Source organism: Glycomyces niveus, assembly GCF_017592475.1.
GTDB lineage: Bacteria > Actinomycetota > Actinomycetes > Mycobacteriales > Micromonosporaceae > Glycomyces > Glycomyces niveus.
The window spans coordinates 198,682-212,342 of the sequence record NZ_JAGFNP010000003.1; the positions used below are offsets into that span (position 1 = coordinate 198,682).

The 13,661-nt window shown below is 72.7% G+C and carries 12 protein-coding genes and 1 pseudogene; 9 read left to right on the forward strand and 4 right to left on the reverse strand.

What is annotated here, in order from left to right; all coding sequences use genetic code 11:
* Window positions 1-191 precede the first annotated feature (191 nt).
* Window positions 192-383: a 50S ribosomal protein L28 gene (rpmB, locus tag J5V16_RS06650; protein WP_030157716.1), complete on the forward strand. Its 192-nt coding sequence runs from the start codon at window positions 192-194 to the stop codon at window positions 381-383.
* A 365-nt stretch (window positions 384-748) separates the two neighbouring features.
* Here the strand turns inward: rpmB and J5V16_RS06655 are convergent.
* A pseudogene (locus J5V16_RS06655) lies at window positions 749-1,687 on the reverse strand (thiamine-phosphate kinase); the annotation flags it as partial.
* 144 nt (window positions 1,688-1,831) lie between these two features.
* Here J5V16_RS06655 and J5V16_RS06660 point away from each other — a divergent pair.
* Genes J5V16_RS06660 through J5V16_RS06670 form a run of 3 tightly spaced genes read left to right on the forward strand, consistent with a single transcriptional unit; the run spans window position 1,832 to window position 3,200 of the window.
* Window positions 1,832-2,065, forward strand: a complete 234-nt coding sequence (locus J5V16_RS06660; protein WP_208495301.1) for an Lrp/AsnC ligand binding domain-containing protein — start codon at window positions 1,832-1,834, stop codon at window positions 2,063-2,065.
* Between the two features lie 8 nt (window positions 2,066-2,073).
* Window positions 2,074-2,613 carry a DUF3515 family protein gene (locus J5V16_RS06665; RefSeq protein WP_208495302.1) on the forward strand — a complete coding sequence of 180 codons (540 nt, stop codon included), beginning with the start codon at window positions 2,074-2,076 and terminating at the stop codon, window positions 2,611-2,613.
* Window positions 2,610-3,200, forward strand: a complete 591-nt coding sequence (locus J5V16_RS06670) for a DNA-3-methyladenine glycosylase (RefSeq protein ID WP_307792889.1) — start codon at window positions 2,610-2,612, stop codon at window positions 3,198-3,200. Before J5V16_RS06665 ends, J5V16_RS06670 begins: the two co-directional genes overlap by 4 nt.
* Before the next feature lie 212 nt (window positions 3,201-3,412).
* Here J5V16_RS06670 and J5V16_RS06675 read toward each other — a convergent pair whose 3' ends face one another.
* Entirely contained in the window at window positions 3,413-5,278 is a 1,866-nt protein-coding gene (locus J5V16_RS06675) for a glycoside hydrolase family 26 protein (RefSeq protein WP_208495304.1), read from the reverse strand.
* 204 nt (window positions 5,279-5,482) lie between these two features.
* Between J5V16_RS06675 and J5V16_RS06680 the strand changes: the two genes are divergently transcribed.
* Genes J5V16_RS06680 through J5V16_RS06700 form a run of 5 tightly spaced genes read left to right on the forward strand, consistent with a single transcriptional unit; the run spans window position 5,483 to window position 12,087 of the window.
* Entirely contained in the window at window positions 5,483-7,129 is a 1,647-nt protein-coding gene (locus tag J5V16_RS06680; RefSeq protein ID WP_208495305.1) for a Wzz/FepE/Etk N-terminal domain-containing protein, read from the forward strand.
* The gene (locus J5V16_RS06685) at window positions 7,126-8,514 is read left to right on the forward strand and encodes a hypothetical protein (RefSeq protein WP_208495306.1); all 1,389 of its coding nucleotides are present in this window, start codon (window positions 7,126-7,128) and stop codon (window positions 8,512-8,514) included. The genes J5V16_RS06680 and J5V16_RS06685 overlap by 4 nt, the downstream gene beginning before the upstream one ends.
* The gene (locus J5V16_RS06690) at window positions 8,511-9,743 is read left to right on the forward strand and encodes a hypothetical protein (RefSeq protein ID WP_208495307.1); all 1,233 of its coding nucleotides are present in this window, start codon (window positions 8,511-8,513) and stop codon (window positions 9,741-9,743) included. The genes J5V16_RS06685 and J5V16_RS06690 overlap by 4 nt, the downstream gene beginning before the upstream one ends.
* A complete protein-coding gene (locus tag J5V16_RS06695; protein WP_208495308.1) occupies window positions 9,743-10,627 on the forward strand; it encodes a sulfotransferase family protein in 885 nt (294 codons plus the stop codon). Before J5V16_RS06690 ends, J5V16_RS06695 begins: the two co-directional genes overlap by 1 nt.
* Window positions 10,615-12,087, forward strand: coding sequence for an MATE family efflux transporter (locus J5V16_RS06700; protein WP_208495309.1), 1,473 nt, complete (start codon window positions 10,615-10,617; stop codon window positions 12,085-12,087). Before J5V16_RS06695 ends, J5V16_RS06700 begins: the two co-directional genes overlap by 13 nt.
* Window positions 12,088-12,333: 246 nt before the next feature.
* Here the strand turns inward: J5V16_RS06700 and J5V16_RS06705 are convergent, their stop codons facing one another.
* Window positions 12,334-12,699, reverse strand: coding sequence for a hypothetical protein (locus J5V16_RS06705; protein WP_208495310.1), 366 nt, complete (start codon window positions 12,697-12,699; stop codon window positions 12,334-12,336).
* A 133-nt stretch (window positions 12,700-12,832) separates the two neighbouring features.
* Complete coding sequence (locus J5V16_RS06710; RefSeq protein ID WP_408612389.1) at window positions 12,833-13,600, reverse strand: WecB/TagA/CpsF family glycosyltransferase; 768 nt, start codon at window positions 13,598-13,600, stop codon at window positions 12,833-12,835.
* Window positions 13,601-13,661 lie beyond the last annotated feature (61 nt).

The window sequence follows — 13,661 nt, forward strand, 5'->3', positions numbered from 1 at the left end:
GCGCAGGTGTTCCGCCCGGGGAGGACCGGACCCGTACTAGGGCCGTCCCGGCTGCCGGGGGCGAGGCCTCCGGGGGCTGTGGCGCAGGTCCCGCCACCTGGATGGCCGGTGCTCCGCCGGGTCCGTTAGAATTACCGGGTTGCCCGCCGTCGGGGTGGGCCGAATGAACGTCAATGCAGGAGTTTTGGATTATGTCGAGCGTGTGTGAAGTCTGCGCCAAGCGCCCGGGCTTCGGCAACAACGTCCCGTGGTCCCACAAGAAGACCCGTCGTCGTTGGAACCCGAACCTGCAGACCATCCGCATCGCGACTGGCTCCGGTGACAACAAGCGCCGCGCCAAGGTCTGCACTTCGTGCATCAAGGCCGGCAAGGTCACCCGCTAAGGGCTGACGCCGCGAAGTCTTACGCCGCCGGGGCACCGCCCCGGCGGCGCTTTGTCGTACCCGGAATCGGATGCGTTCGGACCACCGCGCGGCGTTACCGAGGCAAGCAGCGCCTGCGATTGCGGCGCTGCCGCGACAAGTACCGGCCGTGATTGCGGCGACATCACGACTCGATCGGGTGCCGTTCTGTCCGACCGGGCGGGGACGCTGGACCTACCCACCCAGGGCTGGTGGTCCGCCCGCCGCGCCGCCGGCCTTACCGTGCCTCGCGCCCGCACGCGCTCGTTCTACCGCTCACTTCGCCGGTAGCGCGGGGGCGGCGACAAGGCGAAGCCTCTCGCCCGCCGCTCTCCTAACTCCTTCGTGAAGTGCTCCCAGCCCGTCGGGCCGGTCCAGCGGTGGCCGTCGACCGTGACGCCGGCGCCTTCGCTCACGGTGCCGATGCGGCGCCAGCCTTCGGGGAGGAGCACGTCGGGTGGGAAGACCGCCGCGAGCGCGTGGTCTTCGCCGCCGCTGAGGAGCCAGTTGCGGGCGTCGGCGCCGAGGGCTTCGGCGGCGTTGCGCATCGGCTCGGGTACCGGGAGGGCGGCGGTGTCGACGTCGATGGCGACGCCGGAGTCGTCGGCGATGTGGCCGACGTCGGCGAGGAGCCCGTCGGAGACGTCGATCATGGCGTGCGCGCCCATGAGGGCGGCGTCACGTCCGGCCGGGTACGGCGGCTGCGGCCGACGGTAGGCGCCGACGAGCGCGCCCGGGGATCGGAAGCCGCGGGAGAGCACGTTGAGGCCGGCGGCGGCCCAGCCGATCCGGCCGGCCAGCGCGAGCACGTCGCCGGGCCGGGCTCCGGACCGCGTGACCGGTTCGCGGCCTTCGAGGTCGCCGAGGGCGGTGACGGTGACGGTGAGGAGGTCGCCGCGGGTGGTGTCGCCGCCGATGACGGCCGCGCCGACTGCGGCGGCTTCGGCGGCGAGGCCCGAGGCGAGCCCTTCGAGCCATTCGGCGGGCAGGTCCTGCGGGGCGGCGACGGCGGCGAGGAGCGCGGTGGGGCGGGCGCCCATGGCGGCGATGTCGGCGAAGTTCGCGGCGGCGGCCTTGTGCCCGACGTCGGCGGCGGAGCACCAGTCGCGGCGGAAGTGGTTGCCTTCGACGAGCATGTCGGTGCAGGCGACCACGCGGCCGTCGGGGGCGGTGACGACGGCGGCGTCGTCGCCGGGGCCGAGGACGACGGCGGGGGTGGTCGCGAAGTGGCGCGTGAAGCGCTCGATGAGGCGGAACTCGCCGACCTCGGCGACGGTCTCACTCACGTGGGGCTCATTCCTCGGCATTTGAAGGTCGCTGGATGACTGGGTAATCTTCGCTCAAGGGCGTTCGCGAAGCGGTCAGGCCCGCCCGTGTCGGGTCGGGCCTCACGATCCCGTTCCGCCCTTGCTCCTGAGGGGGACTGCCGCATGGTGCAGGCGTACATCCTGGTTCAGACCGAGGTCGGCATGGCCGACCAGGTCGCCGAGGCCGTTTCGGCGCTCGAGGGCGCGGTCCGGGTCGACATCGTGACCGGCCCGTACGACGTGGTCGTGCTCACCGAGGCCGCCTCCGCGGACCATCTGCGGGCGCTCGTGGTGAGTAGAGTCCAGCGGGTGGCGGGCATTACCCGCACGTTGACCTGTTCGATTCTCAACGCCTGAGGAGCGCGGTGGGTTCCGAGAAGAAGTCGCGGCTTCCGGCGGTCGTGGCGACCGTCGTGGCGGTGCCCGTGGCGGTCGTCGCCGGTGTGCTGGTGTTCAACGCGATCGCGCCCGAGGCGGAGCCGGAGCACGAGGACCTGTCGCCGGTGTCGGTCGAGGCGCCCTCGCTGAGCGAAGAGGACGCGGTGATCTGCCTGGCGCTCACGGCGACCGTGCCGGAGAAGGCGGGCGGCCTGCAGGCGCGGCCGGTCGAGGGCGGCGCGGGCGCGGCGGAGTCGGTCATGGCGTACGGCGACCCGGCGGCGGTGGCGACCTGCGGGGTCGAACCCGTGGCGGTCGAGGACACGGCGCTGGTCTACAAGCTCAACGGGGTCTGCTGGTACTCGGACGAGGCGGGCCTGGAGTGGACGACGCTCGACCGGCAGGTGCCGGTCGGCGTGAGCGTGCCGGAGGCGAACGAGCAGCCGGTCGACGTCTTGAACGACCTCTCCACGGTGATCGCGGCGAAGATTCCGGCGTCCGCCGAAGCGCCGACCGGGTGCGCGTGAGCGCTGCGCTCCAGCGCGCGTTCTTCGCGCGCGATTCGGTCAAGGTGGCCCCGGAGCTGCTGGGCTGCATGGTGACCGCGAACGGCGTGACCGTACGGCTCACTGAGGTCGAGGCCTACCGCGAGGACGACCCGGCTTCGCATTCCTTCCGCGGCGAGACCGCGCGGACCGCCGTCATGTTCGGCCCGCCCGGCTTCCTATACGTCTATTTCACCTACGGAATGCATTTCTGCGCGAACCTGGTGTGCGGCCCCGACGGCTCGGGCGCGGCGGTGCTGCTGCGCGCCGGTGAGGTCGTGGCCGGCGTCGAGGCGGCGCGCGAGCGGCGCGGCGCGAAGGTGCCGGACCGGGACCTCGCGCGCGGTCCGGCGCGGCTCGCGCAGGCGATGGGCTGGGACCGCGAGGACGACGGCCGCGACATGGTCGGCGCGGTCATGCAGGGCACGGGCGCGGCGGCGGTCGCGGCCGGGCCGCGCACCGGCATCACGAAGGCGGCCGACACGAACTGGCGGTTCTGGATCCCCGGCGACCGCTTCGTCTCCCCGTACAAGCGCCACCCGAAGGCGCCGCCCGCGTCGGCGGACTGAGCGGACAGCGCGGCGGTTCGGCCTGGCGGGCGTACGCGCTGAACGGGTCGGGCGCGGGGGCGCGCGACACGGGGCGCGAGCGCTGCGGGCCTGCTACCCGCCCGGGGGGTGGATCGGCGCCTGCGGCAAGCATCCCTGCCGGGTACGACGATCCGGCCGGAGCAATGGTGCGGTCCGGCCGGATCGTGACGAGTGTCATGTCGCGTCGCGGGTTACTCGAGGTTCATTTCGTATTCGAGCTGCACGTCGAAGTACGGCGAGCGCATGAGCTCCTGGAAGGCCTCCAGCGTGTCCTCGTGCTGGTGCACCTCGGAGTTGCGGCCCTCGGCGTCCGGCGACTCGAAGTAGACGATCGCCTTCAGCCGCGGGTAGTGCGCCATCTGGTAGCGGGCCGCCTGGAAGACCGCCTTCTGGTGCTCCGGGTACTGCTCCTCGTGGAAGACGCCCCATTCGGCGAGCATCATCGGCTTGTCCGGGTGCTCGCGCGCGACCCAGTGGTAGAAGCCGGGCCAGGCGCTCTTGCCCTTGGTCTGGTCGACGATCTCGCCGAAGTCCGAGTGCCCGTCGTCGTGGAGGGACTGGCCGTAGCCGGAGAGGCCGATCCAGTCGACCACGTCCGCGCCCGGGTACAGGTCCTCGTGCCAGGGCTTCTCGACCCACTTCAGGTAGCCCATGTAGTTCATGACCGTCACGAGGTTGTCCACTCCGGCCCCGCGCAGGCGCTCGACGACGTAGCGGAACATGGCCGCGTAATCCGACGCCTCCATATTGGATCCCGCAGCGGGGTCCACGTCGTTCTCCGGCTCATGGTGGACGGTGAAGAAGAACGGCTTCTGGAAGTTCGCCTTCAAGTGCTCGGCGAGCTTGTCGAGGTACTCGTCGGTCTCCGGGTCGCCCGCGGCTATCGCGCCCCATTCGGCCATCTGCGGCTTCCAGTTGATGAAGAGCGTCCGCGGATGCTGCGGGTCCTCGGTCAGCGCGATCTGCTCGGGCGTCGGGAAAAGCCGGTTGCTCCCGCGCTCGTACGCGTGGTAGATCTGCTGCGTCTGGCCCACTCTGGATTCGAAGTCGAGGAGCGCCTGCTCCTTCTGCCGGGACGTGTGCGCCGCGGGCGCGACCCCTACGAGTGCGCCGCAGGTCGGAATGAGCTTGTCCCTTGTGGCGCAAACGGACAGCTGGTCCTCGACCTGGCCCGACTCGGGCTGGAGCGGCGGCCCCGGCGGCGTGGTCGGGTCCGCGGCCGGGAGGGCCGGGTCGGCACTCGGGTCCACGGAAGGCGTCGGGCTCGGGGACGCGCTCGGGTCGGCCGAGGTCGGCGCGTCCGGGGAGGCGGTTCCCGGCGTGTCGGTCGGGTCCGGCGGCAGGCTCGGGTCCGCCGGGACACTGGTCGGGTCGGGCAGCGGGACGGGCACGGTCGGCGGGACGGGGGTCGCCGGCGGCACGGCCGAGATGGTGCGCAGGTTCGGGCCCGAACCGTATTCGGCGCCCTCGAACTCGAGGTAGGCGTTCCGGTCGGGGGTCGTGACGGCGAAGCCGTAGCGGCCCGGCGCGTTGATCGCGCCCGTGACGTCGAGGACCACTTCCGTTGCCCCCTTGTCGATCTCGACCGCGTCCCATACCGTGCCGTACGGCGGGGCGGTCGCGGCCGTCAGCGAGCACAGGCAGGCCACCGGGTGCACGGAGGCGACCTCGACGGTCATGCCCTCGCTGTCGGGCGGCACCGCGACGGGCAGTCGCAGCTCGGCAGTGTGGTCGGGCCTGACCGTGGACTCGTCGACGGCGAACTGCAGGTGCGTCACCGCGATGCCGAGGTCGGCCGAGAAGCCCACGGGCAGCACCGAAGGCGACTGCGGCGCGGACCCGCTGACCTGCGTGGCCGTGAACGAAGCGGCCAGCGGCGCATGGTCGAAGACGCCCTCTCCGTCCTGCCAGGCCTCGTCGACGTCGACGCCCGGGCGGTCCCCGGTGCCGACCCCGTAGCCGACCACGAAGCCCGCCAGTACCAGCGGGAGCACCGCCAGGACGGTCACGATGCCGCGGCCCGCCCGGAGGCTCTGGCGCGTCTCGGTGTCGCCCATCGTCCACCTTCTTCCGTCCAATGTGACCTGTGCTCAAATGCTGCGATTCACCATATTAGCGAACATAATGGTTTTTACTAGTCTGCTCTCGCAAACACAACCCTTGTCCCGCGGGTGGCGCGCCTCAAACCCGCCCGGCCGTCACCTCGCGGTCGCGTCGCTCGTTACTCAATCGAGATCCCGTGAACGAGAAAGGCCTTCGCGTTGAGGACCCCTGCCGCCCGCACGCTCGCCGATTACGGCGTCATCGTCCGCCGCTCCTGGTGGCTCATCATCGGAACGGTGGCCGCGGCGCTGACCGCCGGGTTCGCCTTCACCTCGCTGAGCGAGGAGGTCTACGAGTCCACGTCCTCGATCCTGGTGCTGCCCACCGCGAGCGACACCGAAGTGGCGGGCGCCCGCACCGCTGGGCAGGTCAACCTCGACACGGAGGCCCAGCTCGTCAAATCCACCGAAGTCGCCGTGGCCGCCGCCGAAGCGCTCGGCTCGGCTGATCCCGACGACCTCGTCTCGCGCGTGTCGGTCACCGTGCCGCCCAACACCGCCGTGCTCGAGATCGCCTTCCGCGCCGGCGACGCCGAGGCCGCCAAGGCCGGGGCCGTCGCGTTCAGCGAGGCGTACCTCGAGCACCGCCGCGCCGGGGCCACCGCCTCGCTCGAGGGCGCCATCGCCGCCGGCACCGTGGAGCTCGACGCGGTCAAGGCCGACATCGCGGCCGCCGAAGACGAACTGTCCGGGATGGACTCGGGCGAGAACGGCCGGTCCCGGCTCGAAGCCGAGCTCGACGGGCTCCAGCAGCAGGCCGACGAGATCGAGGCCGAGATCGCCGGGATCGAGGCCCAGCAGGGCGCGATCTCGCCCGGCCGCGTCATCAACCAGGCCTCCGCACCCGGCAAGCCCGTGAGCCCCAACGCGATGTTCAACCTCGCCGCCGCACTCGGCATCGGCCTGCCGCTCGGCCTCATCCTCGCGTGGGCCCGGCACCGCCTGGCCCGCAAGGTCGCCTACCCGACCGACCTGGTCGAACGGTGCGAACTCGACGTGCTCGCGTCCGTGCCCCCGGCCGTGAAGTTCCAGCGCCGCGAGGTCTTCGGCGCCTACAGCCCCGGCGGCCGGGTCTTCTCCCAGCTCAGGAATGTCGTCTCCTCGCAGTTGACGCACGACCAGCGCGTCATCGTCGTCGCGGGCGTGGCCCCCGGACCCGCCGCGAGCGTCGTCGCCGCGAACCTCGCCACCGCGATGGCGCGCGCGGGCGACCGCGCCACCGCCGTCGCCGCCAACCCGAGCACCACCGTGGGCCTGCCGGAGCTGTTCGGCACGGACTCCGTGCCGGGCCTCGCCGACGTCTGGTCCGGCCGGGTCGACCTCGCCGTGGCCACGCAGGCCGCGCCGCGCCAGCCCAGCCTCAACGTGATCGGGCCCGGCGCCGCCGCCCGGGCCACCGGGCCGACCAGCGAGGCCGCCGCCGAGACGTTCTCGAAGCTCGCCGAAGCCGGGCGGTTCGTGGTCGTCGACGCCCCGCCGCTGTCGTGCAGCGCCGACGCGCAGCTGCTCGCCGGGCACGCCGACGCGGTGATCCTCGCCGTCCAGTCCGGCCGCGACTCGATCGGCGAGACCGCCGCGGCCGCGCTGGCCATGCGGCAGATCGACACGCCGCTGCTCGGCGCGGTCCTGCTCCCGAGCGTGCTCGGCCCGATGAACACCGTGCCGCTGCCGGGCGCGCGCCGCGAGGCGCCGCTCGCGCCGGCGGTGTCCGAGGACGAGACGCCCACGGACTCGCTCGAGCCGGTCGAGGACTTGGAGACCACGCAGGTCATCCCCGCGGTCCGCTCAGCGGCCGAGCCGCGATGACGCTCCTCGCGGCCGCCCGCTCCGCCGGGCGCGGCCGGCTCGACCTGCAGGCCCGGAAAGCCCGGGAGGGCGCCTCGCTCACCTGGCTGCTCGCGGGCTTCCCGCTGTGGTGGGCGCTCGGCATGGGCGTCCTCGTGATCCCGTTCGTGGCGGCCGTCGCGGCCGTGAAGCTGGTGCGGCGCCGGTCTATCGCCGTGCCGCCCGCGTTCGGGTGGTGGCTGCTGTTCCTCCTCGCGGTCACGCTGAGCCTCGCGAACCTCGGCGTCGACCCGCCCGGGACCGTGCCCGAGACGTGGTTCTCGAGCCTGCCGGGGGCGACGTTCAGGTTCGGCTTCTACTGCTGCTGCACCCTCATCGCCTTGTGGGCGTACAACCTCGTGGTCGAGGGGAAGCTCCGGCGGGAGCGGCTGATCCGGCTGCTGGGAGGGCTCTTCGTAGTCACCGTCGCGGGCGGGTTCCTCGGCACGTTCTTCGGGTCGTTCGAGTACACGTCGCCGGTGGAGGCGCTGCTGCCGAAGGCCGTCGCGAAGGACGGCTTCGTGCAGTCCCTCGTGCACCCGGCCGCCGCGCAGACCATGGACTTCCTCGGCTACGAGACGCCGCGCCCGGCCGCGCCCTGGGGATACACGAACACGTGGGGCAACAACTTCGCGATCACCGCCGTCTGGTTCGCGATCGCCGCGTTCTGCACGCCGGTGAAGACGAAGTGGCGCATCGCCGCCGTCATACTGCTGGTCGCCTCGCTCGTGCCCGCCGTGTACTCGATGAACCGCGGCCTGTGGCTCGGGCTCGCCGCCATCGCGGTCTTCGCGGCGCTGCGGCTGCTCGTCTCCGGCAGACCTGGCGGCATGCTCGCCCTCGCCGGAGCCGGGTGCGCCGCAGTGCTGCTCGTGGTCCTGACGCCATTGGGGACGGTGGTGCAGACCCGGCTCGACAACGGGCACTCCGACGACGGCCGGGCGTTCTCCTCGGAACGCGCCACGGAGCTCGTCGTCGAGCACTCCCCCGTGATCGGCTTCGGATCGACGCGCAAGACGCTCGGCTCGGGCGAGTCGATCGCCGTCGGCCCCACCCCCGAATGCCCCCGCTGCGGCGGTCGCACCCTCGGCGGGAACGGGCAGCTGTGGCAGGTCATGTTCGCCCACGGGATCCTCGGCACCGTCACCTACCTCGGGTTCGCGCTCGCGGTCCTGTGGCGGTTCCGGCACGACCACACCGCGGTCGGCATCGCCGGGAGCGCCGTCGTCGGCTTCTCGCTGATCACGATGTTCTACTACAACGCCCTCGTGACGCCGCTCCTGTTCACCCTGCTCAGCTACGTCCTCCTCGCCACGGGCCGCCCGCCCGGGGTTCCACACCACGGCCCAGAGACGGAGAACCGATGAGCCGAGCCCTGAAGACCACCGACGACCTGCGCAGGCGCGCGACCTACCTCGCGGAGGTGGTCGACCAGCTGTACCCCGGTGCGGCGCAAGGCGACGCGCCGCGCCCGTACATCGTGGTGCCCGGCCGCCGCAAGCCGCGCGTGCTCATCCCGGCGGCCGACCGCAAGGTCGCCGCCGCCGCGCTCCACCGCTACGCCCGGCCCGCCGCGCGCGGCGCGCGCCTCAAGCGCGACGCCGCCGTGTGGGCGCTGCGCCTCGGCCTCGACCGGATGCTGCTGCCGCACCGCATCAAGGTCGGCGGGGCCGAGGGCATCGACGACCATCTCGCCACGGTGCTCGGCCACGAGGTGCACCTGAGCGTCCACATCGGCCCGGCGCGGGCGAACCGCAAGCCGGTGCTGCAGATCCTCAACGGGGACGCCGAGACCGTCGCGTTCGCCAAGCTCGGCGTCAACCCGCTGACCCGCGAGCTCGTCGAGGCCGAGACGAACGCGACCCGGCGCCTCAGCGAGTTCTGCGACCTGCGGCTGCTGCGCGTGCCCGAGCTCCTGCACGCCGGGAACTGGAACGGCCACAACCTGATGGTGACCTCGGCGCTCCCGTCCTGGGACGCCCCGTCCGACCTCGGGCCCTCCCGCCGCACCGCCGCCATGCGCGAACTCGCCGACGCGTGCGGCACCGCCCGCTCGCCGCTCGGCGAATCCGACTACGCGGCGCGGCTGCGCGGCCGGCTCAAGGACCTCACCGAGCGGGGCGAGACCGACGCGGACACGCTCCAGACCGCGGGCGAGACCCTGCTCGACCGGTACGCCGGCACTGAGCTGACCTTCGGCGCGTGGCACGGCGACTGGTCGCCGTGGAACACCCGCGAGACCGAGGACCTGGTGTACCTGTGGGACCTCGAGCGGTTCGAGACCGGCGTCCCGTACGGGTTCGACGCCGTCCACTACCGGCTCCAGGATCACATCGTCACCCGCGGGGCCGACCCGACCACGGCCGTCCTCGGCCTCGTCGCCGAAGCCCCGTCCATCCTGGCGCCCATGGGGGTCGCGCCCGGAGAGTCCGAACCGACCGCGCTGCTGTACCTCGTCGACCTCGCCGCCCGCTACATGGGCGACCAGGCCGAGCGGGCCGGCGCGGCGCTCGGTGCCCTCGGCCGCTGGCTCCTGCCCACCCTGCTGCGGCACATCGCCCGCCAGCGCACCGCTTCCGAGACGGGAGGCCAGTGATGAGCCCGAGGTCGCTCCGCGAGCGCTTCCCCAGCCAGTTGAAGGCCGTCGTCGGCCACTCCTCGCGCACGTTCGGGCGGTTGACGGCGTCATCGCGCATGCTGCCGGGCCTGCTGATCTGCGGCGGCCAGCGCTGCGGCACCACGTCCCTGTACCGGGCGCTCGCGCAGCACCCGGCGATCATGAAGCCGGTGTTCCACAAGGGCGTGCACTACTTCGACACCGGCTACGACAAGGGCATGGCCTGGTACCGGGGGCACTTCCCGACGCAGGCGGCCTCGCGGCGGATCGCCGACCACACCGGGCTCGCGCCGGTCGCGTTCGAGTCGAGCCCGTACTACCTGTACCACCCGCTCGCGGCGGAGCGCTTCGCGCGGGACCTGCCGGGGGTCAAGGTGATCGTGCTGGTGCGCGACCCGGTCGAGCGGGCGTGGTCGCACCACGCGCACGAGGTGGCGCGCGGGTTCGAGCCGATAGCGGACTTCGAGGAGGCCGTCGCCGCGGAGGCGGGGCGGCTCGAGGGCAAGGAGGCGGCGCTGCGGGCCGATCCGTCGCTGTACGACTTCGACCACCAGCACCACGCGTACACGGCGCGGGGGCAGTACACGGACTTCCTCGAGCCGCTTGCGGAGCAGGTGGGCCGGGACCGGGTGCTGGTGCTCGACTCGGGCGAGTTCTTCTCCCGGCCGGAGGACGCGTTCGAGCGCGTGCTGCGGTTCCTGGGGCTGCCGTGGCTCGGGGAGTTCGCGTTCGCGCGGCACAACGCGCGCGGGCGTCCTTCGCCGATGTCCGCGACCCTGCGCGAGCAGTTGACCGAGCACTACGGGCCCTATGACGAGCGGCTCGCCGATTGGCTTGGGGGCGTGCCGAGTTGGCGTCGCTGACGTCCGCTGCGGGGACCGCGGCCGCCGAGGAGGCGGGCCGCGAGGAGCTGCGCGGCACCGCCCGCGGCGGGCTCGTCAACCTCGTCGGCGCGGCGGTGTCCGGGCTCGGCGGCCTGGCGGTCACGTGGCTCGCGGCCGTGGCGCTCTCCCCCGCCGAGGCGGGCGCGTTCTTCGCGGCGACTTCGGTGTTCCTGCTGGCGGGCGCGATCGCGCGGCTGGGCACGCCGACGGGGCTCGTGTACTGGGTGGCGCGGCTGCACCAGAACGGGCGGGACGGCGCGGTCGGGTCGGTGCTCAAGCTGGGGCTGTGGCCCGCGGCGATCGTGTCGATGGCGACGGCGTTCGGGCTGCTGCTGGCCGCGCCGATGTTCGCGAGCCCGGACCTGGTGCGGCTCATTGCGGTGTTCCTGCCGGCGTCGGTGGCGATGGAGGCGCTGCTCGCGGCGACGCGCGGGTACCGCCTCATGGGGCCGTCGGTGCTCATCGACAAGCTGGGGCGCACCGTCGCGCAGCTGGTCGGATTGGGCGCGATCGCCTTGGCGGGCACGGCGTCGCCGCTGACGATCACGTTCGCGTGGGTGCTGCCGTACCTGCCGGCGGCGGTCGCGGCGGGCTGGTACCTGCTGCGGCGGCACCGCCGGTCGCGCCCGGACCAGGGGTTCCCGGACCGGGTCTCGGCCCGGGCGTTCTGGGGGTTCACGGCGCCGCGCGCGGCGGCGGGCGTGGCGCAGCTGGGGCTGCAGCGGCTCGACATCATCATGGTCGCGGCGCTCGCGGGGCTCGGCCCGGCGGCGGTGTACACGGTCGCGACCCGGTTCGTGATCGTGGGGCAGATGGCCTCGGGCGCGGTCGGGCAGTCGGTGCAGCCGCGCGCGGCCGCGGCGATGGCGGCCGGGAAGCCCGCGGCGGCGCGGTCGCTGTATCAAGCGTCGACGGCGTGGATCGTGGCGCTCACCTGGCCGGTGTACCTGGGCGTGGGGCTGCTCGCGGACTGGTACCTGCGGCTGTTCGGCGGGGAGTACGTCGGCGGCGACGCGCGGCTCGTGGTGTGGATCCTGGTGCCCGCCATGATGGTGAGCTCGGCGTGCGGCGTGGTCGACTCGATGCTGGCGATGGCCGGCAAGACCTCGTGGCAGCTGGTCGACGTCTCGATTTCACTCGCCGTCAACGTGGGGTTGAACCTCGCGTTGATCCCTTCGATGGGGGTCGTCGGCGCGGCGATCGCGTGGTCGGCGGCCGTTCTGGTCAATAATTTGGTTCCACTCGCGCAACTGTGGCGCACGTTCGGCTTGCACCCGTTCGGGGCGTTGACGAGGCGGGCGCTGTTCGCGGCCGCTCTCGGATTCGGGGTCCTGCCGCTGGTTGTCTCGCCACTCGGCCCATTTCTGACGGCGGCCGCGCTCGCGGCCGCGGGCCTCGCGTGGGCGGTGGCGCTGCTGCGCTACCGGAACCGGATCTGACCTTGAAAGGGAATTCGTGGCCAGCAACTACACCGAGGTGTTCCAGGACCCGAACGCGGTAGAGAAGTACGCCGAGCGCACCTACGCCCCGGGCACGTTCTCGTCGATCGTCTCCACCCGCCAGGCCGGATGGCTGCGCGGCTTCGTGCCGAACGCGTTCGCGACCCGGCCGACCCACCACGACTTCGCGTGCGGCACCGGCCGCGTCTCGCGGATGCTCGCGGGGCTGGTCGCGGTCTCGCACGGCTACGACACCTCCGAGGCCATGCTGCAGAAGGGCCGCGAGCTGGGCACGCCCGGGTACGCGCACCTGGTGCGCCCGGGCCTGGCCGCGCCCGAGGTCGACCCGAGCCGCCCGGCGCTGGTGACGGCGTTCCGGTTCGTGCTCAACGTGGACCTGCACCTGCGCGACCAGCTGATGGACTTCGCCTCGGCCGCGCTGCCGGACGCGGAGGCGGGGCTGCTGCTCGTGGAGAACCACGGCAACGCCTCGTCGCTGCGGCACCTGCGCAAGACCTTCGGGCGCTTGGACGCGAGCACGTGGTTCCAGGAGCTCTCGCACCAGGAGATGCGGGACCTGTTCGATCGCCACGGCTTCGAGCTGGTCGGCATGCAGGGCTTCACGCTGTTCACGCAGGGCTGCTACCGGGCGCCGTGGGGCTGGGCCGCCAGGGCCGCGGACGCCGCGCTGGCGTCCCCGCTGTCGAAGCAGGCCAGTGACGTGGTCTACATCGCCCGACGGCGCTTAGCCGGCGTTGCGGCGACGTTCCCGGTAGGCCTCCGCGAGGAGGCGCACGGCTTCGGGAACGTCGTCCTTGAGGTAGCGGCGGACGAGGCGGCGCGGCTCGGAGAGCATCCGGAAGACCCATTCGGTGCCGGTGCGCTGCATCCATTTCGGGGCGCGCCGGCGGTATCCGGCGATGAAGTCGATGCTCGCGCCGCACCCGAGGAACCACGCGGCGGGCGCGGCCGAGCGCAGGCGCACCGTCACATGCTCCTGCTTGGGGAAGCCGAGGCCGACGTAGACGAGGTCGGGGGCGGCGCTCTCGACGCGTTCGACGAGCGCTCGCCACTGCGACTCGTCCTTGTCGAAGCCCATGGGCGGGCACCACGCGCCGACCACTTTGAGGCCCGGGTACCGGGCTTCGAGGAGGTCGGCGGCGCGCTCGGTGGGCCGCGCGGCGGCGTCCGGCGTGCCGCCCAGGAGGGCCACGCGCAGGCCGCGGGTCGCGGCGGCCGCTGAGAGCGACCAGACGAGGTCCGAGCCGGCCACACGGGCGGGCAGCGGCGTTCCGGCCACTTTGGAGGCCCACACGAGGGGCGCGCCGTCGGCGACGACGAGGTCCGAGGCGGCGATGATGGCGCGCAGCTCGCGGCTGCGGCGAGCCGCGGCGACGATGTCCACGTTCGGGGTCACGATCTGGCCGCCACGCCCGGCCTCGAGCGCGTCGAGCACGCGTGCGACGGCCCCCGCTTCGGTGACCGGGTCGATGGCGATGCCGCCCAAGGACACCCGCTTCGCGGGCCCTGAGCTCAGCCGAGGTGTCGCGCCGCTGCCGCGGTCCGCGCGGGAA